General features: G+C 65.9%; 21 protein-coding genes and 1 pseudogene. 13 read left to right on the top strand and 9 right to left on the bottom strand.

Features of this window, described 5'->3' with window-relative positions; genetic code table 11:
* Position 1 precedes the first annotated feature (1 nt).
* The 4 genes from J7I92_RS16110 to J7I92_RS16095 all read right to left on the bottom strand — a co-directional run bounded on the left by J7I92_RS16110 (position 2) and on the right by J7I92_RS16095 (position 4,515).
* Positions 2-1,030: an FAD binding domain-containing protein gene (locus J7I92_RS16110; protein ID WP_214842140.1), complete on the bottom strand. Its 1,029-nt coding sequence runs from the start codon at positions 1,028-1,030 to the stop codon at positions 2-4.
* The gene (locus J7I92_RS16105) at positions 1,021-2,280 is read right to left on the bottom strand and encodes an XdhC family protein (RefSeq protein ID WP_214842138.1); all 1,260 of its coding nucleotides are present in this window, start codon (positions 2,278-2,280) and stop codon (positions 1,021-1,023) included. Before J7I92_RS16105 ends, J7I92_RS16110 begins: the two co-directional genes overlap by 10 nt.
* Before the next feature lie 232 nt (positions 2,281-2,512).
* Positions 2,513-4,006 carry an NCS2 family permease gene (locus J7I92_RS16100; RefSeq protein WP_214842156.1) on the bottom strand — a complete coding sequence of 498 codons (1,494 nt, stop codon included), beginning with the start codon at positions 4,004-4,006 and terminating at the stop codon, positions 2,513-2,515.
* Between the two features lie 14 nt (positions 4,007-4,020).
* On the bottom strand, positions 4,021-4,515 hold the full coding sequence (locus tag J7I92_RS16095) for a nucleoside deaminase (protein ID WP_214842135.1): 495 nt from the start codon (positions 4,513-4,515) through the stop codon (positions 4,021-4,023).
* A gap of 404 nt (positions 4,516-4,919) precedes the next feature.
* Here J7I92_RS16095 and J7I92_RS16090 point away from each other — a divergent pair, with 404 nt between their 5' ends.
* Together J7I92_RS16090 and ligD are read left to right on the top strand one after the other, a co-directional pair.
* The gene (locus J7I92_RS16090; RefSeq protein ID WP_214842132.1) at positions 4,920-6,284 is read left to right on the top strand and encodes an 8-oxoguanine deaminase; all 1,365 of its coding nucleotides are present in this window, start codon (positions 4,920-4,922) and stop codon (positions 6,282-6,284) included.
* Between the two features lie 45 nt (positions 6,285-6,329).
* Positions 6,330-7,574: a non-homologous end-joining DNA ligase gene (gene ligD, locus J7I92_RS16085; protein ID WP_214842128.1), complete on the top strand. Its 1,245-nt coding sequence runs from the start codon at positions 6,330-6,332 to the stop codon at positions 7,572-7,574.
* Between the two features lie 124 nt (positions 7,575-7,698).
* Here ligD and J7I92_RS16080 read toward each other — a convergent pair whose 3' ends face one another.
* A complete protein-coding gene (locus J7I92_RS16080; RefSeq protein WP_214842125.1) occupies positions 7,699-7,869 on the bottom strand; it encodes a hypothetical protein in 171 nt (56 codons plus the stop codon).
* Positions 7,870-8,243: 374 nt separating this feature from the next.
* Here J7I92_RS16080 and pucL point away from each other — a divergent pair, with 374 nt between their 5' ends.
* Positions 8,244-9,152, top strand: a complete 909-nt coding sequence (gene pucL, locus J7I92_RS16075) for a factor-independent urate hydroxylase (RefSeq protein WP_214842122.1) — start codon at positions 8,244-8,246, stop codon at positions 9,150-9,152.
* 230 nt (positions 9,153-9,382) lie between these two features.
* Positions 9,383-10,888: a nucleobase:cation symporter-2 family protein gene (locus tag J7I92_RS16070; protein ID WP_214842119.1), complete on the top strand. Its 1,506-nt coding sequence runs from the start codon at positions 9,383-9,385 to the stop codon at positions 10,886-10,888.
* Positions 10,889-11,036: 148 nt separating this feature from the next.
* Here the strand turns inward: J7I92_RS16070 and J7I92_RS16065 are convergent, their stop codons facing one another.
* Positions 11,037-11,273, bottom strand: a complete 237-nt coding sequence (locus J7I92_RS16065) for an SCO4226 family nickel-binding protein (RefSeq protein ID WP_214842116.1) — start codon at positions 11,271-11,273, stop codon at positions 11,037-11,039.
* Positions 11,274-11,479: 206 nt separating this feature from the next.
* Between J7I92_RS16065 and J7I92_RS16060 the strand changes: the two genes are divergently transcribed.
* Together J7I92_RS16060 and J7I92_RS16055 are read left to right on the top strand one after the other, a co-directional pair.
* The gene (locus tag J7I92_RS16060; protein ID WP_214842113.1) at positions 11,480-12,304 is read left to right on the top strand and encodes a MurR/RpiR family transcriptional regulator; all 825 of its coding nucleotides are present in this window, start codon (positions 11,480-11,482) and stop codon (positions 12,302-12,304) included.
* 431 nt (positions 12,305-12,735) lie between these two features.
* Positions 12,736-14,297: pseudogene (locus tag J7I92_RS16055) on the top strand (NCS1 family nucleobase:cation symporter-1).
* A 183-nt stretch (positions 14,298-14,480) separates the two neighbouring features.
* Here J7I92_RS16055 and J7I92_RS16050 read toward each other — a convergent pair.
* Entirely contained in the window at positions 14,481-15,236 is a 756-nt protein-coding gene (locus J7I92_RS16050) for an IclR family transcriptional regulator (RefSeq protein WP_214842110.1), read from the bottom strand.
* Between the two features lie 220 nt (positions 15,237-15,456).
* Between J7I92_RS16050 and J7I92_RS16045 the strand changes: the two genes are divergently transcribed.
* The 6 genes from J7I92_RS16045 (at position 15,457) to J7I92_RS16020 (ending at position 23,034) form a co-directional block, all read left to right on the top strand.
* Positions 15,457-16,911, top strand: a complete 1,455-nt coding sequence (locus J7I92_RS16045) for an NAD-dependent malic enzyme (protein ID WP_214842108.1) — start codon at positions 15,457-15,459, stop codon at positions 16,909-16,911.
* 26 nt (positions 16,912-16,937) lie between these two features.
* A complete protein-coding gene (gene aceB, locus J7I92_RS16040; protein ID WP_214842107.1) occupies positions 16,938-18,536 on the top strand; it encodes a malate synthase A in 1,599 nt (532 codons plus the stop codon).
* A 3-nt stretch (positions 18,537-18,539) separates the two neighbouring features.
* Positions 18,540-19,874, top strand: coding sequence for a DUF6986 family protein (locus J7I92_RS16035; protein WP_214842106.1), 1,335 nt, complete (start codon positions 18,540-18,542; stop codon positions 19,872-19,874).
* A complete protein-coding gene (locus J7I92_RS16030; RefSeq protein WP_214842105.1) occupies positions 19,871-20,683 on the top strand; it encodes a bifunctional allantoicase/(S)-ureidoglycine aminohydrolase in 813 nt (270 codons plus the stop codon). The genes J7I92_RS16035 and J7I92_RS16030 overlap by 4 nt, the downstream gene beginning before the upstream one ends.
* 132 nt (positions 20,684-20,815) lie before the next feature.
* A complete protein-coding gene (locus tag J7I92_RS16025) occupies positions 20,816-21,976 on the top strand; it encodes a serine hydrolase (RefSeq protein WP_251040021.1) in 1,161 nt (386 codons plus the stop codon).
* A 65-nt stretch (positions 21,977-22,041) separates the two neighbouring features.
* The gene (locus tag J7I92_RS16020) at positions 22,042-23,034 is read left to right on the top strand and encodes a CHAD domain-containing protein (RefSeq protein ID WP_214842104.1); all 993 of its coding nucleotides are present in this window, start codon (positions 22,042-22,044) and stop codon (positions 23,032-23,034) included.
* Positions 23,035-23,049: 15 nt separating this feature from the next.
* On the opposite strand, the gene J7I92_RS16015 is transcribed toward J7I92_RS16020, so the two are convergent.
* A complete protein-coding gene (locus tag J7I92_RS16015) occupies positions 23,050-24,225 on the bottom strand; it encodes a zinc-dependent alcohol dehydrogenase (protein WP_214842103.1) in 1,176 nt (391 codons plus the stop codon).
* Between the two features lie 321 nt (positions 24,226-24,546).
* Between J7I92_RS16015 and J7I92_RS16010 the strand changes: the two genes are divergently transcribed.
* On the top strand, positions 24,547-24,786 hold the full coding sequence (locus J7I92_RS16010; protein ID WP_214842102.1) for a hypothetical protein: 240 nt from the start codon (positions 24,547-24,549) through the stop codon (positions 24,784-24,786).
* On the opposite strand, the gene J7I92_RS16005 is transcribed toward J7I92_RS16010, so the two are convergent.
* Positions 24,783-25,484: an HAD family hydrolase gene (locus J7I92_RS16005; protein WP_214842099.1), complete on the bottom strand. Its 702-nt coding sequence runs from the start codon at positions 25,482-25,484 to the stop codon at positions 24,783-24,785. The genes J7I92_RS16010 and J7I92_RS16005 overlap by 4 nt on opposite strands.
* Positions 25,485-25,496: the final 12 nt, after the last annotated feature.

Below are 25,496 nucleotides of genomic sequence, written 5' to 3'. Positions count from 1 at the left end.
CTCAGGCCCCTTCCTGCTGAGGCGAAGCCTGCGGTGAAGCGGTGTGTTGTGTTCTGCCTTGTTGCGTCCCGCCTTGTGGCGGTTTGCGCGGCGGCGGCCAGAAGTCCCCCGAGACGCGGCCCGGCGGAACCCCGGCGGGGCCTTCCAGTTCGGCCCGGATCTCCTCCGCCAGGCGGTACGTCATGTCTTTCCGCCAGGCGGGGAGGCCGTGGATGTCGTCGTGGTAGAGCCCGTCCGGGATGGCCGCGTCGAGCGCCTCCGCGAGGGCAGCTGCCGAAATCTGCGCGCCGGAGGGTGCGCCGAAGCGCAGCTGCACGGGGCGTTTGGTGGCAGCGGTAACGGTGAGGACCAGGCCGCCGTCGGCGTCGAGCCTTCCGATCAGCAGCGCTCCGGACCGTCCCAGGTTGCTGAGCGAGAGCCGGCGGAACGCGACGCGCGCTGCGAGCGCCGGCGCCGGAAGGCGGATGCTGCGCAGGAGCTCGCCGGGAGCGAGGCAGTTCCTGCCGTCGCCCGTGACGAAATCAGTGACCGGCACGATGCGGCTGGAGCCGCCGGGGCCCAGAATGCTGGCTTCGCCGTCGAGGGCTGCGCAGAGTGAAATCATGGGACCGGCCGGCAAGGAGGTGCAGAGGTTGCCGCCCACAGTGGACATGTTCCACACTTTGAAGGAGGCGACGAAGGAGTCACAGCAGGGGCGGATCAGATCCAGCGCCGGCCAGTTCGCGGCCGGGTTTCTGCCTACATCGGACGTCAGCCCGGACCCGGCGCCCGACGCCAGTGCCTCCGATTCCGGGAGCGCATACAGCTCCGCCACCGTGCAGGTCGCCGCAAGTTCGATGCCCTCCTCCGTGACGGTGATGGCCGGCCAGCCGGCTGACCCGAGGTCCAGCAGCCGGCGTAGGGGTTCCTTGCCGAAAGCGAAGCTCCCATAGGAGAAAAGCACAGTGCCGCCCGCCAGCCAGGCATCCCCGTCGCGCCACTCGGCCGGGTCGTGGGTGCGGACCACTGCCTCGATGGTGTTCATGTCCATGGGGTCTCCTGGTGTTGCGGCGTGTTGACGTTGTGGATGGGGCCGGTTCGGTCCTTGAGTGAACCTGCCTGCACGGCTTCACCGGCGGCCCGGCTGCGGCTGGCGATGAGCTCGGCGGTGATGGACACGGCCACCTCCGCAGGAGTGACGGCGCCGAGGTCAAGTCCGATGGGCGAATGCAGCCGGGCAAGGGCCTCGGCAGGCACACCGGCAGCAAGCAGGGAATCCACCCGCTCCCGGTGGCTGCGCCGCGACCCCATGGCCCCCACGTAGGCAAGGTCAAGGCGAAGCGCAGTTTCCAGCAGCGGGATGTCGAACTTGGGATCGTGGGTGAGGATGCAGGCCACGGTCCGGGCGTCGATCCGGCCTGCCGCGGCTTCCTCCGCCAGGTAGCGGTGCGGCCAGGCGGTGACCACTTCGTCAGCGCCGGCGAACCGTTCTTGGCCTGCGAAGGCCGGCCGGGCGTCGCACAGGGTCACGTGGTAGCCCAGCAACCGGGCGGCGGGGAGCAGTGCGGCGCCGAAGTCGTTGGCGCCGAAAATCAGCAGGCGGGCCGGGGGAAGCCGGCTTTCCACCAGCAGGGTGATTGGCTCCGGGCTGGTGTCCGCGCCACCCGATGTTTCCCCCGAAGCAAGAGCAACGCAGCCTTGCGGCGGGGCGATCCGAACCAGCCCGGTCAGGCCGCCGTGCAGCAGCGGTCCCAGCTGGGCCGCAGCCGCCTGCATCAGCGGCCAGGCTTCCGGGGCACCGATGTGGGTCAGTCCCAGCAGCGCGGCAAGCTCGGCGGAAGACTCCGCCCGGTATCCTGCCGGATCAGGGATTACGACGGCGCCGCCCCCGCGGGCGTCCACCCGCCGGATCAGTGCCAGGGCGCCGGCCGGCCCGGAACCGGCGAACGCCTGCAGGTTCTCCAGCTGGAAGCCGCCCGCAGCGGAGCCCAGCGGCTCGATGTGGACTTCCAGCTCTCCCCCGCAGGTGAGCCCGACAGCGAAGGCGTCCTCGGCGCTGTAGCCGAAAAACTCACGGCGGGTGCCGCCGTCGTGCATTGCCTCAAGGGCGGCCGCGACGACGGCGCCTTCAACGCAGCCCCCGGACAGGCTGCCCAGCACTTCGCCGGCCTCGGACACGAGCATGGACGTGCCGAGCGGCCGCGGCACTGATCCGCCGACGCCCACCACGGTGGCGACGGCGCAGCGCTGGCCGGTTGCGGCGGGCTGCCATTCCTTCAGTGAAGGCATCAGATCCAACATTGCTGCACTCCCTTCTCGTGTGCGGCGATGGTGTCCATATTCTCGTTCCTATCCTGCGCCGGGGGAAGCACCGGCAGTTGCGGCGCCTGCGTCAGTTTCATTGCAGTTTGATGGACCTGCAGTTTGGTGGACCTGCAGTTTGATGGACCTGCAGTTTGGTGGACCGGGGCCGGCCCCATCTGCCTGCCCCGGTCCTGTCTAAGGGGTCCGGACCAACGTCCGGACCCGGTCCCTACCCGCCCAGCAGGGCGTTGATGGGACCGCGGGCGAAGTACACCAGGAAGCCGGCGGTGACCACCCACATCAGCGGGTGCACCTTCTTCGCTTTTCCGGAGGCCGCACTGATGACGGCCCAGGAGATGAAGCCGACGCCGATGCCGTTGGCGATGGAGTAGCTCAGCGGCATGGTGACGATGGTGAGGAAGGCCGGCAGCGCCACGGAGAACTTGCTGAACTTGATCTCGCGGATCTGCGCCATCATCATCGCGCCCACCACCACCAGGGCGGCGGCAGCAACTTCGAGCGGCACCACGGAGGTGAGCGGGGTCAGGAACATCGAGCCCAGGAACAGCACGCCCGTGACCACGGAGGCCAGTCCGGTGCGGGCACCTTCCCCGATGCCCGCGGCGGAATCGATGTACACGGTGTTGGACGAACCGGAGGTGGCACCGCCGGCCACGGCTCCCAGGCCTTCGACGATGAAGGCCGACTTCAGCCGCGGGAACGTGCCGTCCTTGTGCGCCACGCCGGCGCTCTTGGCCAGGCCGGTCATGGTGCCCATGGCGTCGAAGAAGTTGGTGAACACCAGGGTGAAGACCAACATGACGGCTGCCAGCGCGCCGATCCGGCCGAAGGCGCCGAACATGTCGAACTGGCCTAGCAGTGACAGGTCCGGGGCAGACACCAGTTGGCCGGAGAGGACGGGGGTGTTCAGGTGCCAGCCGCCGGGGTTGCTTTCGCTGCCCGGACCGATCTTCATGGCCGCCTCGACTACCGCGGCCAGCACGGTGGTGGCCACGATGCCGATGAGCAGGCCGCCCTGCACTTTCCGGGCCACCAGGATGCCCATGGTCAGCAGACCGACGATGAACACGATGGTGGGCACGGACGTGATGGAACCGTTGTCGCCCAGCTGGACCGGTGGCCCCGCCGTCGTGGCCCGGACGAAGCCGGAATCCACGAAGCCGATGAAGGCGATGAAGAGGCCGATGCCCACCGTGATGGCGGCCTTCAGCTCCTTGGGCACGGCCCGGAAAATCGCTGTCCGGGCGCCGGTGACGCCGAAGAGGACGATCAGGATGCCGTTTATGACCACCAGGCCCATGGCCTCGGCCCAGGTGACTTCCTGGATCACGGCCACGGCCAGGAAGGAGTTGATGCCCAGGCCGGCGGCGAGTCCGAAGGGCAGGTTGGCGATGAGTCCGAACAGGATGGTCATGACGCCGGCGGTGAGGCCGGTGACAGCGCCCACCTGTGCTGCGGACAGCCAGCCCCCGGCGACGTCGGTGGGGGCATTGTCCGCGCTGAAGCCGCCCAGGATCAGCGGGTTCAGGATGACGATGTACGCCATGGTGAAGAACGTGACCAGGCCGCCGCGCACTTCGCGGGCCATGGTGGATCCGCGCTTGGTGATCTCGAAGAATCGGTCCAGGAAGGCGTTCGACGGCTGCGGGCGCTTGGGGGCGGCGGGTTGCTGCCGCTCGGTGGTGGTGTCCAGGATTGTCATCTCAGCCACCGGCCCTAGTAATCAATCCTGGAGTCGAGCGTGTTCCAGGTGTTGAACGGTTGGAGGATCGGCGGAGCTTGGGGGTCCTCGAGTTCAAGCTTGGCCACGGGCATCAGCGCATCGCGGCGGTCGTTTTCGAAGTACTCGTAGAACACGGCGTCATCGAAGCCCACGGAGGCGGCGTCGTGCCGGCCCGCCGCGAACACCACGCGCTCCACCCGGGCCCACAGGGCCGAGGCCAGGCACATGGGGCACGGCTCGCAGCTGGTGTAGAGTGTTGCGCCGCTAAGGTCGAACGTGCCCAGCTCGCTGCAGGCTCGGCGGATGGCCGTGACTTCGGCGTGGGCGGTGGGGTCGTTCGTGGCGGTGACGCGGTTGACGCCGTCGAACGTTTGTCCATCCGCCGTGACGATGACGGCGCCGAACGGACCGCCGCTGTTCAGGACGTTGGCCGTGGCCAACGCGATGGATTTGGCCAAGAATTCCTGGGCCGTGACGGTGGTACTCATGATGCGACTCCCTTTGCTGTGGAAGCCGGTACGCGCCGAGGTGGAACGGAAAAGACCAGATGCGACGGTTACCAGGCTTCAGCATGTGCTTTTGAAGGTTAGTTGCGCCTGGTAGATAGCTTCCCCGGAGTCCGGGGGCCCGCCTTTGGCAAAATCGAGATTAGCACCGGAAGGTGAGCTGCGCCATAGTTTTCGGAAAGTTAATTTCGAGATGTGAAATTCGGATGTCCAAGTTCTCACCAGTCCGAGTTGTCACAACCGGACGGTGCAGTGGCCGCGTTGACGCGGCGCTTCCCGCCGTCCTACCCTTTCCGGACCGCCGGTCCTGCCGCCGGAACGCCTGGATCAGCAGACAGGCCCTCACTGAGCTGGGATTTCATCCGCACGCTCAGACAGGAAAACCTATGGCTACCCACTCTTCCGCCCGCCGGCTCTGGATCCGGAACCCGCTCGCCGCCTTCACCGCCAACGCCTTGGACGCTTCCGGCGGCATCGTGGTGAGCGGCGGCGTCATTACGGAGGTGCTGTCGCCCGGCCAAGTGCCGTCCGCGCCCTGCCAGGAAACGTTCGACGCAGGCAGCCACGTCCTGCTGCCCGGCCTGATCAACACGCACCACCACTTCTACCAAACACTCACCCGAGCCTGGGGACCGGTGGCCAATGCCCCGCTGTTCCCGTGGCTGCAGAACCTTTATCCGGTCTGGGCACGGCTCACCCCGCGGGATTTGGAGCTGGCCACCACTGTTGCCCTGGCGGAACTGCTCCTCTCCGGCTGCACCACGGCCGCGGACCACCATTACCTCTTTCCGGCCGGCATGGAAGATGCCGTCGACATCGAGGTTGAGGCAGTGCGCCGGCTGGGCATGCGGGCCACGCTCACCCGCGGCTCCATGACACTCGGAGAGGACGACGGCGGCCTGCCGCCGCAGTCGACCGTCCAGCCGCCGGAAGTGATCCTGGCCGACAGCGAACGGCTCATCCGTGCGTACCACGAGCGCGGCGCCGGCGCTGTCATCCAGATCGCACTGGCCCCGTGCTCGCCGTTTTCGGTGACCAAGGAGATCATGGCCGAAAGCGCGGTCCTGGCGGAAACGCACGACGTCCGCCTGCACACGCACTTGGCCGAAACAGTGGACGAGGAAGACTTCTGCCGCGGGATGTACGGGCTGCGGACCGTGGAGTACCTGGAGAGCGTGGGATGGCTCGGCAACCGGACCTGGCTGGGACACGGGATCCATTTCAGCGACGCCGAGATCGCCGCGCTGGGAGCCGCCGGCACCGCCGTCGCGCACTGCCCCACGTCCAACATGCGGCTGGCTTCGGGGACGGCCCGGGTGCTGGAACTTGAGGACGCGGGAGTTCCCGTGGGGCTGGGAGTGGACGGATCGGCGTCGAACGATGCCTCGAACATGATCCTCGAGGCGCGGCAGGCGCTGTACCTGCAGCGGCTTCGCTACGGCGCTTCCGTTCCGGTGGAGCGGGCGCTCGGCTGGGCCACCCGCGGGTCGGCTGCCGTGCTGGGCCGCCCCGATCTTGGCCAGCTGGCGCCCGGGATGCAGGCGGACCTGGCGCTCTTCAGGCTGGATGAGCTGCGGTTTTCGGGAAGCCACGATCCCCTCGCGGCACTCCTGCTCTGCGGCGCGGACCGGGCCGACCGCGTCATGGTGGGCGGGCAGTGGCGGGTGGTGGACGGGCAGATTCCCGGCCTGGATGTTGCCGGGCTGATCGCCGAGCACTCGGCCGCGGCCCGCAAGCTGGTGAACGGGTAGGTTCCCGCCCTGGCTGTGACATCCGATCGTTGCTAGCGTGGCGGCATGAGCCCGTCGAAGACCCCGGCCGAGATCCTCAACATCGACGGCACCGAGGTTCGGATCTCGAGTCCGGACAAGGTGGTGTTCCCCGAGCCCGGGCTGACGAAGCTCGACCTGGTGCGCTACTACGTCGGCGTCGCGGAGGGTGCGCTGCGAGGGGCCGGCGGACGGCCGATGGTGCTCAAGCGTTTTCCCAAGGGCATCGACGCCGAACCGTTCTTCCAGAAGCGCGTGCCCGAGAACCACCCCGACTTCATCGACACGGCAACACTGCACTACGCGTCCGGAACGTCAGCCGAAGAGGCCGTCATCCGGGATGCCGCAGGCCTGGCGTGGGTCGTGAATCTCGGATGCCTGGACCTGAACCCGCATCCCGTGCGCGCCGAGGACCTCGAGCACCCGGACGAGCTGCGGGTCGACCTCGATCCGATGCCGGGCGTCGATTGGTCCCAGATCGTCGACGTCGCCTATCTCGCGCGGGAGGTGCTCGACGACGTGGGTCTCGTGGGGTGGCCGAAGACGAGCGGGTCGCGGGGACTCCACATCCTGGTGCGCATCGCGCCGCAGTGGTCGTACCGCGACGTGCGGCTCGCTGCCGAGACCCTCGCCCGGGAGGTCGAAAACCGCGCTCCCGGGCTCGCCACCGCGCGGTGGTGGAAGGAGGAACGCGGCGAGAGCGTGTTCGTCGACTTCAACCAGAACGCGAAGGACCGCACCGTTGCATCGGCATACTCTGTCCGGCCCCTGCCCGATGCCCGGGTCTCGACGCCGCTCAGCTGGGAGGAGGTCCGCTCCACCCGGCCGGAGCAATTTACAGTGAACACGGTGCTCGAGCGCTTTGCAGAGGTTGGTGATCCCCACGCCGGTATCGACGACGCGGTGGGCACGCTCGACGGGCTCCTCGCGCTGGCGGCCGAGCTCGGTCCCGCCGAAAAAGCACCACGCAGCGGTGATGCATCAGGCCGGCGGCAGTCGGTGATGCCGCTCATCGAGGTGGCCCGCACCAGGACCAAGCCCGAGGCACTTGCGGCGCTCGATGAGTGGAAGGGCCTGCATGCGGATGTGGTGCCGTCGCTCCACCCCGCCGATGTGCTGGTCGACGGAATGCGCGGTTCGAGTTCGCTCTGGTACCGGGTGCGGGTGAACCTGCAGCATGTCCCCGAGGCGCAGCGCCCGCTGCAAGAGGAGCTGGTGGCCGACTACGACCCGTGGGCCGGCAAGGAGTGGCCGGGGCACCCAGGGTCCTGAGAGCGGCAGTCCCGAAGAGGCCGAAATGGTCTGAGGACGCAGAAATGGTCTGGCGACACCGTTATTCGGGTGTCGCCAGACCATTTCTGTGTCCCTCGGCGATCACTGTGTCGCCCGCGTCAGGCTACAGGCGGCCGAAAACCGGGAGCGCCCGAAGCCAGCGGGAGAACCCGCGATCGGTGCGGTCGCAGTCGGCCGGAATGTAGAAGTCAGGATCTGTCGCGCCGAACGGCAGGTACAGCTCCTGGCCGGGTGCGGGAAAGGCAGCGACGTTGTTCTTATCCTGCGGGTCCATCTGTTCCTCCTCGTTCTTGTTTGCAGCGTTTCCATGATATGGAAACTGTTTTTTGTAATATGGAAATCTTAGAGGCCGCCCACCGGTCCGGTCAAGGGTCGTCCGGCCGGTGGAGGTGACTGCCGCGGGCCACCGGTCACAATCGGATTTTTGGATTAGTGATGTACACCACGGCGAAGCTCGGCTACGCTTTAAATCAACTCGTGGCGTACGTCACGTAACCTGGGAGCAGCAGGCAGGGTCGTAATGAGCTGGCGTCATTGGATGCCGGCTCTTTTTTTGTTGGGTCGGCTCCATCAGAAACGCGTGCGAAACACGCGCTTAATTTCAATGATGGAACCTAGGTTCCACATCACGGAAGTTGGGAACAGACCATGAGCAGCAAGATCATCCTCGGCCAGAACCAGTACGGCAAGGCCGAAGTCCGGGTCGTCAAAATCACCAGGGACACCGACCGCCACGAGATCGAAGACCTGAACGTCACCTCGCAGCTCCGCGGGGACTTCGCCGCCGCCCACCTTGAAGGCGACAACAGCCACGTCGTGGCCACGGATACGCAAAAGAACACGATCTATGCGTTTGCCCGTGAAGGCGTCGGCTCACCGGAGGCGTTCCTCCTGCGGCTGGGCGAGCACTTCACGTCCAGCTTCGACTGGGTCACCGGGGGCCGCTGGGAAGCCGAGTCCTACAGCTGGGACCGTATCCAGGCCCACGGCGCGGAGCACGACCACTCCTTTGTCCGCAACGGCCAGGAAGTCCGAACCGCGGTGCTGGTCCGCGACGGCGCGGCATCCCACCTTATCTCGGGCCTGAAGGACCTCACGGTCCTCAAATCCACCCAGTCCGGCTTCGTCGGGTACCCGAAGGACAAATACACCACCCTGCCGGAGACCACGGACCGCATCCTGGCCACGGACGTTTCCGCACGCTGGCGCTTCAATGCCAACACGGACTTCAGCGCCCTCGACTTCAACAAGAGCTACGACGACGTCAAGAGCCTCCTGCTCGAGGGCTTCACGGAAAAGTACTCCCACGCCCTGCAGCAGACCCTGTTCGACATGGGCGCCAAGGTCCTGGAAGCACACAGCGAGATCGACGAGATCAAGTTCTCCATGCCGAACAAGCACCACTTCCTGGTGGACCTCTCGCCGTTCGGCCTCGACAACCCCAACGAGGTCTTCTTCGCGGCAGACCGCCCGTACGGCCTGATCGAGGCCACGGTCCAGCGCGAGGACGCCGCTCCGGCGGACATTGCCTGGTCCGGCATCGCCGGCTTCTGCTAGGCCGCTCCTAGCGCAGCAGCCACCTGCCCGGCTCGGAGTTTTTGTCCAGATACCGGGGCTTTAGCGCCCCTGAACGCCCATTAGCTGGACAAAAACTCCGGGTCCGGGTCCAGGCCTTGGCCCTCCACGTTGCACGCCGGGTCATCCGGCCCACCCATGATCCAAAAGCTGTTAGCCAGACACCGTTAGCCAGACAAAGACGTCTGCCATGAACACCAAGAAAGTCTGCCATGAACACCAAGAAGAAATCGGCCGCTGCAGTGGCCCGCACAGGCCGCAAGCAGTCCGACCGCCCCGAGGACCAGAGGCTCTCCATCGGAAGCACGTTCGCCTACGGTTTCCAGCACGTCCTCACCATGTACGGCGGCATCATCGCCCCGCCGCTGATCATCGGCGCGGCAGCCGGGATGTCGGCGCAGGACATCGGCCTGCTGATCGCGGCCTGCCTCTTCGTCGGAGGCCTGGCCACCATCCTCCAGACGGTGGGCATTCGGTTCTTCGGGTCCCAGCTCCCGCTGGTGCAGGGGGTTTCCTTCGCCGGTGTTTCCACCATGGTGGCGATCGTCCACGGCGGCGGCGGGATCCAGGCCGTCTTTGGCTCCGTGATCGCAGCCTCCCTGATCGGCCTGCTCATCACCCCGCTGTTTTCCAAGATCATCCGCTTTTTCCCGCCGGTGGTCACCGGCACGGTCATCACCACCATCGGCCTGACGCTGATGCCGGTCGCGGCCAACTGGGCCATGGGCGGCAACAGCAAGGCACCCAACTACGGCAGCATGGCCAACATCGGCCTCGCTGCGGCCACCATGGCGATCGTGCTGCTGCTGAGCAAGGTAGGCAACGCGGCCATCTCCCGGCTGTCCATCCTGCTGGCCATGGTGCTCGGGACCGTGATTGCCTTCGTGTTCGGAATGGCTGATTTCTCCAAGGTCGGCCAGGGCGAAATCGTCGCCTTCCCCACCCCGTTCGCGTTCGGACCGCCCACCTTCGAGATCGCCGCCATCATCTCCATGCTGATCGTCATCCTGGTGACGCTCACGGAGACCTCCGCGGACATCATTGCCGTGGGCGAGATCGTCGGCACCAAGGTTGACTCCAAGCGCATCGGCGACGGCCTGCGGGCCGACATGCTCTCCAGCGCCATCTCGCCCCTGTTCAACTCCTTCACCCAGAGCGCCTTCGCCCAGAACGTGGGCCTGGTTGCCATCACTGGCGTCAAGAGCCGCTTCGTGGTCAGCGCCGGCGGCCTGATCCTGGTCATCCTTGGACTGCTGCCGGTTCTTGGCCGCGTTGTCGCCGCGGTGCCGACGCCCGTCCTGGGCGGCGCCGGCGTCGTACTCTTTGGAACTGTTGCCGCGAGCGGCATCCGGACGCTCGCCAAAGTGGAGTACAGAAACAACATGAACCTGATCATCGTGGCTGCGTCCATCGGCTTCGGCATGATCCCGATTGCCGCCCCCTCGTTCTACGATCAGTTCCCGTCCTGGTTCGGCACCATTTTCCACTCGGGCATCAGCTCGGCTGCCGTGATGGCCATCCTGCTGAACGTGTTGTTCAACCATTTCAAGGCCGGCAATTCCGAGAACCAGTCCGTGTTTGTTGCCGGGACGGGACGCGTGGTCCGGGAAGAGGACCTCAAGTGCCTGGCCGACGGCGACCGCTTCGAGGACGGCAAGCTGATCGACTGCGACGGCAAGGAAGTCCCGGTGGAGTCGACGTCGACGACTGAGCACTAAGGCTCTCCCCCACATAACGAAGCACTACCCTAGAGCGCGAACGGACAGTTGGCGCCCGTCGGCAGCCCCCTGGTCCGACAACAAGAACAGTCCCGGCGCAAAATGCGCCGGGACTGTTCCGGGATCCAGGGTTATCCGGGATCCAGGATCAAACGACAAGGGGTACGGGGTGGATCTCATCGGCGGGGTGCCCTGTCCGTTCGTGAATACGTTTCACGGCATCCGCCGAAGGAGCCTCTGAGAGGCAATAGACCACGCCGGATTCCGGGTCCGCCCATGCCTGTTTGAAATCAACTTGTTCGTCACCTTGGATCTCCAGGTCGGCATTGTGGGCAGCCTGGAGTTGCTCCGCTGTGATACCGACCATGTTGTGGTGAACGTCCATGAATTGCGCCATAATAGCCCCCGATGGGTCAGAATCCAATGAGATGGGCCTGATCGTACGCCCGCAGCCACGGTCGGTCAACGGCATGGAGATTCGCCTCTTCAAGGGGCTTTAGGCGTCCGTTCGCGCTCGACGCCGGGGCCTCCTGCCGCCTGACGTTCCGCCGCCTGATGCCGCGGATGCTGCCCGCGTGAGACGGTAGTTTCGTGAGGATCGACAAACGAATCGAACGGCACTACGCCGAGCTGAGCCCCCAGGAGCAGAAGGCGGCCGACACCCTTCTGGACCGTCTGGGCGATCTCGCTGTCTACAACGCCGCGGAACTCGCAAGGCTCAGCGGCGTCTCCAAAGCAACCATGAGCCGGCTGTTCCGCCGCCTGGGTTTCGAGGATTTCAACGAGGTCAAGGAACACACGCGGTCCATCCGTTCCAGTGGCATGCCGCTCGGTCCGCAGTCGCCCGACGGCGGCCTGGCCGCCCACCTGGGGCAGGAACAGGACAACCTCCGCCGCCTGGCTGAATCAATCGACGAGGAAAAGCTGTCGGCGGCAAGCAGCACCCTCGCAATTGCAGGAACAGTGCTGCTGCTCGGCTTCCGCAACAGCTATCCCTTGGCACTGCATTTGCGGCAGCAGCTGCTCCAGTGCCGGAAGGGCGTGTCCGTGGCCCCGCAGCCGGGGCAAAGCCTGGGCGAAGAGCTCGCAGGGCTGGGTTCCGGGGACGTGGTGGTGCTCTTCGGCTTCCGACGGCGGCCCGCCGAGTTCCGCCGGGTCCTCCAAGCTGCGGCGGCGACCGGGGCGGCTACCATCCTCATCGGGGACCCGAGCGCACGCCGGCTGGCCGCCGACGCCGGGCTTTGGCTCGAGTGCCCGGTGGACGGTGCCCACGCCTTTGACAGTTATGCGGCGGCGATGAGCCTGGTCAGCATCCTTGCCAGCGGTGCACTGATGGCCACGGGACGTTCCGGCCGCGAACGCGTGCGAAAGGTCACGGGCATGTTCGACACCTTGGCCGAGATCGAGGCGCGCTGACACCGGACGCTCTCGTGGACGGACAACCCCCGCCAACTCGAAGCCTCCCGAGTGGCAAGCGTCAGAGAAGGTCTGTGCCGGCACATGTAACGGGCGAAGGACGATACCCGGAGTGTGACACACACTGACGCCCACTGCTGTAAGAACACCGCCGGCCACGGTAGACGGCGGGCCGAACCAACAGATTCTTCCATCGCAAATCCCCCAAGGTGGATTCCCAAAACTTTAGCGCGGCCTGTGGTCTTGCCGGTGATTGCCACAGATCTGCGCTCCTTGGCTTTCCAGCTGCGCCCGCGGCAGCGCTGCCGGCGGGCGCAGTGAGAAGTAAAGAGGAATTGTTCCAACAGAAACAGCCTTGAAACATTCGTTCCATCTAATTGATTGTGCGAAACGGCCGGACCGGCGGCTGTCCCAATCTCCTAGAGGAAACCATGACCGATTCCGCAATGGCCGCAGCCCGGGCTGAAGCACCTGCCCGCACCAGCAACCTCCCTGACTACGATCCGCAGCTCAGCAATGAGGACCTGGTCCCCCTGAAGAACCAGCGCTGGACAAGCTACAACCTGTTCGCCTTCTGGATGTCGGACGTCCACAGCATCGGCGGCTACGTCACGGCAGGAAGCCTGTTCGCACTGGGCCTGGCCAGCTGGCAGGTCCTCGTCGCCTGCTGGTCGGCATTGTGATCGTCAATATCTTCTGCAACCTCGTCGCCAAGCCCAGCCAGCTGACCGGCGTCCCGTACCCCGTCATCAACCGGGCCGTCTTCGGCGTCAAGGGAGCCAACATCCCGGCCATCATCCGCGGGCTCATCGCCGTGGCGTGGTACGGCGTCCAGACCTTCCTGGCGTCCGAGGCCCTGGCGATCGTCTTCCTCAAGTTCTTCCCCGGAATGGCACCCCTCTACGACGTCGGGCAGCACGGATTCCTGGGGCTCTCCACCCTAGGATGGATCTGCTACGGCATCCTCTGGGTGGCGCAGGCCGCGCTCTTCTGGAACGGCATGGAAAGCATCCGCAAATTCATCGACTTCGCCAGCCCCGCTGTCTACGTGGTCATGCTGGTCCTGGCCATCTACCTCGTCTCCAAGGCGGGCATCGGCAACATCAGCCTGAATCTGTCCAGCGGGCCGCCGCTCGACTTCGCGGCATCCATCCCCGTGATGATCTCTGCCATCGCCCTGGTGGTGTCATACTTCTCCGGGCCGATGCTGAACTTCGGCGATTTCGCCCGCTACGGCAAGAGCTACAAGGCGGTCAAGAAGGGCAACTTCCTGGGCCTGCCGGTGAACTTCCTGTTCTTCTCGCTCCTGACCGTTATCACGGCATCCGCCACCATCCCGGTGTTCGGCCGCCTGATCACGGACCCAGTCAAGACCGTCCAGGAAATCGACACCGTGTTCGCCGTGCTGCTGGGCGGCCTGACCTTCGTCATCGCCACCGTGGGCATCAACATCGTGGCCAACTTCATCTCGCCGGCCTTCGACTTCTCCAATGTCAGCCCGCAGAAAATCAGCTGGCGGGCAGGCGGCATGATTGCCGCCGTCGGCTCCGTCATCCTGACCCCGTGGAACTGGTACTCCAACAACGACGCCATCCACTACACGCTGGGGGTCCTGGGGGCGTTGATCGGACCGCTGTTCGGCATCCTGATCGCCGGCTACTACGTGGTCGGCCGCCAGAAAGTCTGGGTGGACGACATGTACACGCTGAAGACCACGGGCCGGTACTGGTTCCGGAACGGCTACAACCCCAACGCCGTCAAGGCCGTGGTCATCAGCGGCGCAATCTCTATCGCCTCCGTGCTGATCCCCAAGATCCTGCTCGACACCGGCGCCACCTCGGTGAACGCCACGTGGATCGGAAACTACAGCTGGTTCCTCGGCTGCGCGCTTGGCTATGTCGCCTTCCGGGCACTGGAGCGCAGGTCCCCGATGATCTCGCTCGAACCCGGCGACGAGGAGACCGCAGCGGTCAGCGACGGCCCGCTGGTTTAGTACCCCGCTCCCGCAGCACCGGCACTCAACCCATGGAGTTTTTGTCCAGATAATGCGCCCTAAAGCTTATTTAGAAGCCATTGTCTGGACGAAAACTCCGGTGTTAAGGCGGGGAATGGACGTCGACGGCGTGTCGCCCTGGGGGCTTAAGTGTCCGTTCGCGCTGAACTCACGACGGCGGGGTCAGCTTTGGTTGAGCTCCTCGGAGATCGTCTGGGCTGCCTCGCGCAGGAGCGGGACGGCGCGCTCCGCGAAGGACTGGTCCACGCGGGACACTGGCCCGGACACGGAAATGGCCGTGGGAGTCGGCGCGTTCGGGACCGCCATGGCAAAGCACCGGACGCCGATCTCCTGCTCCTCCTCGTCAATGGAGTAGCCGCGTTCACGGATGAGCTTCAGGTCCAGGAGCAGGGAGTCGATGTCGCCGATGCTCTTGGGGGTTGGCGTGGGCATACCGCTGCGCTGGATGATCCCGCGGACCGTTTCGTCGTCGAGCTGTGCCAGGATCGCCTTGCCGACGCCGGTGGCGTGGGTGTGCGCGCGGCGGCCCACTTCCGTGAACATGCGCATGGAATGCAGGGACGGCACCTGGGCCACGTAGATGACCATGTCCGAGTCCAGCACGGCCATGTTGGACGTCTCACCCAGCCGGTCCACAAGCGACTTGAGCTGCGGCCGCGCCAAGGCCCCGAGTTGTTTGTTGGCCCCTTCGCCAAGACGGATGAGCCGCGGGCCGAGAGCATAGCGCCGGTTGGGCAGCTGCCGGATGTAGCCCAGCGTGACCAGGGTGCGCAGCAGTCGGTGGATGGTGGGGAGCGGCAGGTCGGTGGAGGATGACAGTTCACTGAGCGTGACGTCTCCTCCGGCGTCGGTGATCAGTTCCAAAAGTTCGAAGACGCGCTCAACGGACTGCACGCCTCCTGGGGCTTTTTCAGCCATAACCGTTGTCTCCTGCGGTATCGGTTCCGACAACTCTTATCCACATGGTGAAAAAGTTGCTTAGAAGACCCAAGATACAGCACACTCCCTCCTCCGTCGACGCGACGAAGGGGCTTGTATTTCCACAAAGTAGATAATAATATCCATAATACGAAAACATTTGATTGAGCAGTACGCCCGGCTGCGCTCAGCGTCCGGGCCCGACCAGGAGGAACATTCAATGGCGAACCCGAGCCCCGGAAATTCAATCACCCTACGTGTGGAAGCACCGTCCAGCTTCACCGCAACAAGCGAGCTGGCCGCCGCCGTCGGAGCTGCCGGCGCAGCCATCACCGCCCTGGACGTCACCGAATCCCACCACGAAACCCTGGTTGTGGACGTCACCTGCAACACCACCGACGACGAACACGCCGCCCGCGTCAAGGACGCCCTGAACGAGCTCGACGGCGTCACGGTCCAGCACGTCTTCGACCGCACCTTCCTGATGCACCTCGGCGGCAAGCTCGAAGTCGTCCCCAAAGTCGCCCTGCGCAACCGCGACGATCTCTCCCGCGCCTACACTCCCGGCGTCGCCCGCGTCTGCCTGGCCATTGCGGAGGACCCGGCCGCGGCGCGCAACCTGACCGTCAAGCGCAACACCATCGCCGTCGTCACCGACGGCTCCGCCGTCCTTGGCCTGGGCAACATCGGCCCAGCCGCCGCTCTGCCGGTGATGGAAGGCAAGGCCGCCCTGTTCAAGCAGTTCGCCAACGTGGATGCCTGGCCGGTCTGCCTGGACACCCAGGACACCGAGGAGATCATCAAGATCGTCAAGGCCCTCGCGCCTGTCTACGGCGGAGTGAACCTGGAGGACATCGCCGCCCCGCGCTGCTTCGAAATCGAGAACCGCCTCCGCGCGGAACTCGACATTCCGGTCTTCCACGATGACCAGCACGGCACGGCAATCGTCACCCTGGCCGCCCTGGTCAACGCCCTGCGCGTGGTGGGCAAGAAGCTCTCCGAGGTGCGGATCGTGGTTTCCGGCGTCGGCGCCGCAGGCTCGGCCATCATCCAGCTCCTGAAGGCGCAGGGGGCACGGCACATCGTGGCCGCCGGGCGTTCCGGCGCCATCCATTCGGGCGAGGAATACAGTGACGAGCACCGCAGCTGGATTGCAGCCAACACCAATGAAGAGGGCTTCTCCGGGACTCTGCACGAGGCACTCGTCGAGGCGGACGTTTTCATCGGCGTCAGCGCCCCGCACGTGATGGGCGAGGAGCAGGTGGCCGCCATGGCGGAGAACGCGATCGTATTTGCCATGGCCAACCCCACACCGGAAATCGACCCGGTGGTAGCGTCGAAGCATGCGGCAGTGGTGGCTACGGGGCGCAGCGACTTCCCGAACCAGATCAACAACGTCCTGGCCTTCCCGGGTTTCTTCCGCGGGCTGCTGGACGCCGGCGCCTCGGACATCACCCCCGACATGCTCGTCGCCGCAGCGGAAGCCATCGCCAACCGCGTGGCTGACGACGAGCTCAATGCCAGCTACATCATTCCCAGCGTCTTTGACCCGCACGTTGCCGCCGACGTCGCAACCGCCGTGGCAAATGCAGCAGCCAACGCGGCCGCCGGCAAAACCGCTGCCGCTGCCGACGCCGCCGCGCAGCACACAAACCTAGAACCCGCCAACGCCTGATTCGCAGCCCAGAAAGGACCCGGACAATGGCTCTCTCAGTCACAGACCCGCAGCCGATTGCACGAGCAGAGGAAATCCTCACCCCGAAGGCCCTGGCCTTTGTGGAGGAGCTCCACAAGCGGTTTGCGGGCACCCGCGCCGAACTCCTGAAAGCCCGCGTGGCCAAGCGCGAGCAGGTTGCCCGGACCGGAAAGCTTGATTTCCTGCCGGAAACCAAGGATGTCCGCGAGGGCGACTGGAAGGTTTCGCCGGCGCCCGCCGCGCTGCAGGACCGCCGCGTGGAAATGACCGGCCCGGCCTCCCCCGCCAAGATGGCCATCAACGCCCTCAACTCGGGCGCCAAGGTGTGGCTTGCCGACCTCGAGGACGCCAGCACGCCCACCTGGGCGAACGTCATTGACGCGCTCCTGAACCTGCGCGACGCCGCCACCGGGACCCTGAGCTACACGTCCCCGGAGGGCAAGGAATACCGGCTCCGCACCGACGCGCCGCTCGCTGTCGTGGTGGCCCGGCCCCGCGGCTGGCACATGGACGAACGCCACCTCCTGCTCGACGGCGAACACACGGTGGGTGCGCTCGTGGACTTCGGCCTGCACTTCTTCCACACCGCCAAGCAGCTGCTCCTCAACGGCCACGGCCCGTACTACTACCTGCCCAAGATGGAAAGCCACCTTGAGGCGCGCCTCTGGAACGACGTGTTCGTCTTCGCGCAGGAGTTCCTGGGCATCCCGCAGGGCAGCATCAAGGCCACCGTGCTGATCGAGACCATCCCGGCAGCGTTCGAGATGGACGAGATCCTCTATGAGCTCCGTGACCACGCAGCCGGGCTGAACGCCGGCCGTTGGGACTACCTGTTCAGCATCATCAAGTATTTCCGCGACGCCGGAGCGGGCTTTGTCCTCCCGGACCGCGCCACGGTGGCCATGACGGCACCCTTCATGCGCGCTTACACCGAGCTGCTCGTCAAGACCTGCCACCACCGCGGCGCCTTCGCGATGGGCGGCATGGCTGCCGTCATCCCCAACCGCCGGGAACCCGAGGTCACCGCCCAGGCATTCGAGAAGGTCCGCGCAGACAAGACGCGCGAGGCCAACGACGGCTTCGACGGCTCCTGGGTTGCCCACCCGGACCTGGTGCCGGTGTGCCAGGAAGTGTTCGATGCCGTCCTCGGCGAGCGCCCCAACCAGCTGGACAAGCAGCGCCCGGAGGTCAACGTCACGGCGGACCAGCTGCTGGACATCTCCTCCGCCGACGGCACCGTCACCGAGGCGGGGCTGCGCCTGAACCTCTACGTCGCCGTCGCCTACACGGCCGTCTGGATCTCCGGCAACGGCGCCGTGGCCATCCACAACCTGATGGAGGACGCCGCCACGGCCGAGATTTCCCGTTCGCAGGTCTGGCAGCAGATCCGCAACGGCGTGGTCCTGGCCGACACCGGCAACACGGTGACCCGCGAGCTGGTCAGCAGCATCCTTGCCGAGGAGACCGAAAAGCTCCGCGGCGAGGTGAGTGACGACGCCTTCGCCAAGTACTACCGGCCGGCCAGCGACCTGATCGCGGACATCTGCCTGTCGGAGGACTACACGGACTTCCTTACCACTCCGGCCTACGAACTGGTGGGCTGAGGCATGGCGGCACCCTCCGGATCACTCACCCCCAAGGATCTGACGCAGATCGATGTGCAGCTGGCGGCCACGGACCAGTTGCTGGAGCGCAACTACCCGGGCGACGACGGCTCCCGCCAGCCTGTGCATACGGTGTATGTACCGGCGGACCGTTTCACGCCGTCGTTCCCTTCCGACTGGGGTGCCCAGGCGCTGGCGACGGCGGAAGCCCACGGCGGCCTGGAGCGGCTGGGCCACCTGCTGGGCCAGGAGCCGGACCTCGCCGAGGCGGTGGCGTCCCAGGTCCAGGCGAAGCTGGAAAGTGAACCCGTCGAGGACCTCCGGCTGGACTTCGAGGACGGCTTCGGGGACAGGGGCGACGACGCCGAGGACGCCGCCGCTGTCGCCGCGGCGTCCGCCGTGGCTGAGGCAGTCGCGGCCGGCAGCGCTCCCCCGTTTATCGGTATCCGCTTTAAGTGCTTCGAGGCGGCCACCCGCGCGCGCGGCCTGCGGACACTGGACCTCTTCGTCTCGGGCCTCGCCGCCGCCGGCGAACTGCCCCGCGGCCTGATCCTCACCCTGCCCAAGGTCACCACCGTGGCGCAGGTGAAGGCCATGGACTTCGCGGTGTCCAGACTGGAGGAAGCGCACTCACTTCCGGCCGGCCGGCTGCGGTTCGAAGTGCAGGTGGAGACGCCGCAGCTCATCCTCGGGCCGGACGGCACGTCACCGGTGGCGCAGCTTCCGCACGCAGTGCCCGGACGGATCAGCAGCCTGCACTACGGAACGTACGACTACTCGGCCTCACTGCAGATTTCAGCCGAGCACCAGTCCATGGAGCACCCCGTGGCGGACTTCGCCAAGGAAGTCATGCAGCTGGCAGTGGCCGGAACCGGAATCCGGCTTTCGGACGGTTCCACCAACATCATCCCGGTGGGCGACAACGTGGAAAACGCGTGGCGCCTGCACGGCCGCCTGGTCCGGCGTTCCCTGGAGCGCGGCTATTACCAGGGCTGGGACCTGCACCCCGCCCAGCTGCCCAGCCGGTTCGCGGCCACCTACGCGTTCTACCGCCAGGGGCTGCCTGCTGCGGCGGCGCGGCTGCGCAAGTATGTTGAGCACACCGAGGGCGGGGTCATGGACGAACCCGCCACCGCCCGCGCGCTGGCAGCGTTCGTGCTCCGGGGCGTGCAGTGCGGCGCCGTGGATGCCGAAGACGTCCTGGCTCTTGCCGGCGTCGGAATCCCCCAGCTCACCGGCCTTGCGCACCCTCGGCTGGCACAGTCGTCCCTGGCCGATTCCTCACTTGCCGAGTCCGGCCTTCCCCACACCTCCAACCCCCAAGGAGCCCACTCATGAGCAACTATTTCTACCCCGAAGGCGGCCTGCCGCCGCAGACGCAGCTCCTCACGGACCGCGCTGTGGTCAAGGAGGCGTACACCGTCATCCCCAAGGGCGTGCTGCGGGACATCGTCACGTCCAACCTTCCCGGCTGGACCAACACCCGCGCCTGGATCATCGCCCGGCCCATCGCCGGCTTCGCCACCACGTTCTCCCAGCTCATCGTTGAGGTGGCTCCGGGCGGCGGTTCCCAGAAGCCCGAGGCGGAGGCCGGCGTCGAAGGTGTCATCTTCCTCACCAAAGGCAAGCTGGACCTGACCCTCGACGGCGAAATCCACCACCTCGAGGAGGGCGGCTACGCCTACCTCGCGGCGGGCGCGGACTGGTCCGTGAAGAACGATTCCCAGGACATCGCCAGTTTCCAGTGGGTCCGCAAGGCCTATGAGCCCCTGGAAGGTTTCACCGCCAAGTCCTTCGTCACCCGCGACCAGGACGTGGAGCCTCGCCCGATGCCCGGAACCAACGGTGCCTGGGCCACCACCCGGTTCGTGGACCCCGACGACATGGCCCACGACATGCACGTCAACATCGTCACGTTCCAGCCCGGGGCGTCCATCCCGTTCGCGGAGACCCACGTGATGGAACACGGCTTGTTCGTCCTCGAAGGCAAAGCCGTGTACCGGCTCAACGACGACTGGGTCGAGGTGGAGGCCGGCGACTTCATGTGGCTCCGCGCCTTCTGCCCGCAGGCCTGCTACGCCGGTGGCCCGGGGAATTTCCGCTACCTCCTCTACAAGGACGTCAACCGTCAGATCCGCCTGACCTAGCCACCCGCGCCGAGCACAGAGGTCGCCGGGAACCTGCGAGTTCGCCGCAGGCTCCCTCCGGCGATTCCGCGCGTTTCCAGCGATTTCGCGGGAATCTGAGGGCTATTGACGCGTCCGCACGCCCTGAGGAACATGAGTTCCGTGACGTGGATTCGGGCCCTGCCGTTCCGGCTCGCGGCAGCAACGGCCGTAGCGCTCGTGGCCGGACTGGGCGGCTGCACCGTGGCGCCGGATCCCTCGGAGCAGCCCTCTTCGCTGGCGCGGTTGGCCGAAGCGCTGGAAGATTTCGGCAACGGAATGCTCGACGACGGCGCCCCCGCCGTCCTGATGCAGGCCAAAGTGCGGGGCGAAGAATGGGCGCGGGTTTCCGGTGTGAGGAGCCTGGGCGGCGGCGAGGCCGTAGAGACCGGCGATCCTCTGCACGTCGCCAGCGTGACCGAATCATTCGTGGCAGTGTCCGTGCTCAAGCTGGCAGCGGAAGGAACGCTGGGACTCGAGGATTCCGTCAGCCGGCATCTGCCGGACTTCGAAAGCATCATGCACCCGCCGGAGCCGGTCACCGTCCGCCGGTTGCTGCAACACCAGTCAGGGATGCCGGACTACGTCGTCCCGCTGCTGCAACAGGGCGCCCTGGGCGAAGTGCTTGCGACCAGCCGGAGTCACCGGGAACTCCTTGCCCTGGCCGCGACCCGGAAATGGGAGCGGCGGCTGGCACAGGGATTTGAATACTCCGCCTCGAACTACGTTGCGCTGGGCATGATCGTGGAACGGCTGCGCGGGCGCCCGCTCGCGGACGTGCTGCGGTCCGAGATTGTCGAGCCGCTGGGCCTTACGGCCACCCGGCTGACCGACACGGGTCCCGCCCCGCCTTCGCTGGTCCACGGCTACGTGACCACTTCCGGCGAGCGCCTGGACGTCGGTTACCCCGCCTTTCACGCAGGCGACCCTGCCGGCGGCTTGGTGTCCACCGTCGGGGACCTGAACACGTTCTACGCTGCACTGCTGCAGGGCCGGCTGGTTCCCGCGGCCATGGTCACGGAAATGCAGAGCCCGCAGTACGCCCGGTACGGCCTGGGCATCCAGCGCTGGAACGACACCTGCACCAACAACTATTACTACGGGCACACCGGCGACGGCGTCGGATACGGCACGGTCTCGATGTCCAGCGCGGATGGATCGCGGCAGGCGTCGGTCTCCCTCGCCTATCCCCCGGCTCCGTTCAGCTCCACGGGCAACGGCATACTGAAGGAGCTGACGGACATGGTGGAGGAAGCCCTCAACGCCAGCTGCTAGTGTGCGTGCGCACGGCACCGCTTCCGCTTCTTCTGACGGTAGCCGCCCGGGACGTAGAGTAAAGCATGCCCACCACAGCCGGCGAGGTCCTGACAAACTACCTGGCAGAGCAGTTTGCCGAGCTCAAGCATCAGGAGCCGCTGGTACGGGAAAACCAGCCGGACGCGGTCCATCAGATGCGCATGTCCGTCCGCCGGCTTCGGTCGTTGCTGGCAACCGCGAAGAAGCTGCTTGACGAAGAAGTCGTCACTGATGTGCGGGCGGAACTCAAATGGCTGTCGGGGGTGCTCGGTTCGGCGCGGGACCCCGAAGTGCTGCGCGAGCGGCTGGGCGAACTTCTGTCCGAGGAACCCGACGCGCTGGTCTTCGGACCCGCCGCCAGGCGGATTGACGAGATTCTTGATGCCGCCTCCGCCGCGGGCCGGCAGGCCACCCTGGAGGCCCTCGACAGCGACCGCTACGCCGCTCTCGCCTCCCGGCTCGCGGAGCTCGCGGCCGCTCCTCCCCTGGCGGGCAAGGCATCGCGTCCGCCGCGCAAAACCATGCTGAAGCTGGTCGCGAAGGATGCGGCGAGAGTGCAGCGCATGGTCGGAAAATTGGAAGACAATTCCGACGGCGGCAGCCCCGGCACCAGCCCCGGGCACCAAGGTTCCGGGGGGCAGCAGGCTTTCGGGCAGCCGGGCTCGGGGCAGCAAGGTTCCGGGCAGCACGCTTCCGGGCACAATGCCCCTGCACACCTCGGTTCCGCCCACGACGTGGGCCTGCACGAGGTGCGCAAAGCTGCCAAGCGGCTGCGTTATGCCGCAGAGGCTGCCGAGCCGGTCGCGGGCAAGAAGGCGGCAAAGATGGCCAAGCGCGCGCACAAAGTGCAGAAGCTCCTCGGACTGCACCAGGACAGCGTTGTGGCGCGGGCCCAGCTGGCCGATCTGGGCGGCCGCGCGTTCCGCAGCGGCGACAGCGGCTTCACGTATGGACGGCTGCACGCCCGGGAGGAAGGTCTTGCCGACCTGTCCGAGGCCAAATTCTGGAAGGCCTGGAAGAAGTTCCCCCGTACCTGAGGCCCGCAGTTAAGGCTATGGCAGCAGCACCACTTTGATGCAGCCGTCCTCCTTCTTCTGGAATTTCTCGTACATTGCCGGTGCTTCGCCCAGCCCGACGCGGTGGGTCGTTAAGTCCATGACGCCCAGTGGATCGGCGTCGTCCTCCACCAGGGGCAGCAGCTGATCCGTCCAGTTCCGGACATTGCACTGGCCCATCCGGAGCTGGATCTGCTTGTCGAACATCGACAGCAACGGCATCGGGCTTGCCTGCCCGCCATAGACGCCGCTGAGCGATACGGTTCCTCCGCGCCGGACCGTGTCCAGCGAGGCATGCAAGGCGGCCAGCCGGTCAACCCCGGCTGTTTCCATGGCCTTCTGCGCCAGCTTGTCGGGCAGCAGGCCCAGCGCTTGGTGGGCGAAGGCGGCCACGGGCGAGCCGTGCGCTTCCATGCCGACGGCGTCGACCATCGCGTCAGCGCCGCGGCCGCCAGTTGTCTCACGGATCTCGTCGGCGGTGGTTTTGCCGTAGTCCATGGTTTCGATGCCGTGGCGTTCGGCCATTGCCCGGCGCTCAGGCACAGGGTCAATCCCGATCACCCGCAGGCCGAAGTGTTTCCCAATGCGTGTGGCGAACTGCCCCACCGGCCCCAGGCCGAATACCGCCAAGGTGCCGCCTTCAGGGGTCTCCGCGTATTTCACGGCCTGCCAGGCTGTGGGCAGGATGTCCGAAAGGAACAGGTACCGTTCGTCCGGCAGCTCGGTTCCGACCTTGATGGGTCCGTAGTTTGCGAAGGGTACGCGAAGGAATTCCGCCTGTCCGCCGGGAACCGAGCCGTAAAGCGCGGTATAGCCGAACAGCGCCGCCCCGGAGCCCTTTTCCCTCACCTGGGTCGTCTCGCACTGCGACTGCAGCCCCCGGTCGCACATAAAACAGTGGCCGCAGGAAATGTTGAACGGGACCACCACGCGGTCGCCTTTGGAAAGGTGGGGCACTGCGCTGCCCACTTCCTCCACGATGCCCATGGGCTCGTGTCCCAGCACGTCTCCTTTGCTCAGGTACGGACCAAGGACCTCGTAAAGATGGAGGTCTGAGCCGCAGATGGCGGTGGAAGTCACACGGATAATCGCGTCGGTTGGCTCTTGAATAGCGGGATCCGGAACGTTCTCCACGGTGACGGAGCGCTTTCCCTGCCACGTGAGTGCCTTCATGCTGAGCCCTTCTGTCAGTGTTCGCTGTCAGTGTTCGCTGTCAGTGTTCGCTGTCAGTGTCTTGCTGTCAGTGTCTTGCTGTCACGACTCTGCTGTCACGACTCTGCTGTCACGGCTCTGCTGTCACGTCTCTGCTGTCAGCGTTCGGCTGCGCCCTATCCGGTCCACTTTGACCGTAGCGCCGATTTCAGGACAAGTGAAGATCAGCACACTTATTATCTCCTGGCAGCGGAAAACTAAGCCACCTGAGTAAATTCCTTGCATGAGGCTGTGGCGGACCATAGCGTGGGGTCATCCCCAGCATCAAGGAAAGGCACCGAAATGTCGCTGTACCAGCCAGAGCCGGTTGAGATTTCAACACGCATGCGTCCGGGCGAGTGGACCGAATCCAGCCTTGAGGAGCTAATCACTTCCTACCGGGCGAGGCTCATGGAAATGGGCGCGGGGCCTTCGGAAGTAGTCACCGAGGTTGAGCGGAGCGATGACGGCTCCGTCAGCGTTGCCGTGTCCTGGAACAAGAGCGCCATCGCCGACGCCCAGGGCGACGCGGCAGGCGCCTAGGATCTTCCGGCGAGCCTGCCGATCGCACTGTCGCGCAGGTTCGCCAGGAGTTCCCGGGGATTCTCGTAGACCTCGACGGCGCCGGCCTCCACCAGCTGGGTGCCGGCAGTGCCGCCGCAGGCCAGTCCGATGGTAGGAATGCCCAGCTTGGCCGCGGCGTAGACGTCCCAGACGGCATCGCCGACGTACACCACGTCCTCGGCCTGTACGCCGGCAGCCTCCAAGGCGGCCACGAGGATGTCCGGATCCGGCTTGCTCTCCTTGGCATCGTTGGCGCTGGTGGCGGCATGGATGTACGAATCGGCATGCAGGGTGGAGCGCAGTGCCGCGAGGTCCTCTTCCCGAGCGGAGGACGCCAGCGCGACGGCGAAGCCGCTTTCGTAGCACTGGGCCAGCAGGTCCCGCGCTCCGTCGAACGCCCGCAGCGCCGGCCAGAAGGTGGAAAACACAGCGCCGTGCGCGGCCATGATGGACGAGTCCAGGGACTTGTCGCGGCCGGGCGGAAGCAGCCGGTCCACCAATTTGTCCCCGCCCATTCCCACCGAACGGTGGATGGAGGCCATGGGGACATCCAGCCCGGAATGCCGGAAGGCCTGCCACCACGCGACAGTGTGAAGGTACGAGGAGTCCACCAGCGTTCCGTCGACGTCGAACAGGACGCCGAGTTTACGCCTGCCGCGGGTTCCGTTACTGGGCATGGCCGCCTTCGG

The sequence above is a fragment of the Arthrobacter sp. ISL-72 genome, from assembly GCF_018613755.1.
Taxonomy (GTDB): domain Bacteria; phylum Actinomycetota; class Actinomycetes; order Actinomycetales; family Micrococcaceae; genus Arthrobacter.
Note: the sequence above shows the minus strand (reverse complement) of the source record. Positions and strands in the feature narration are given on the sequence as shown.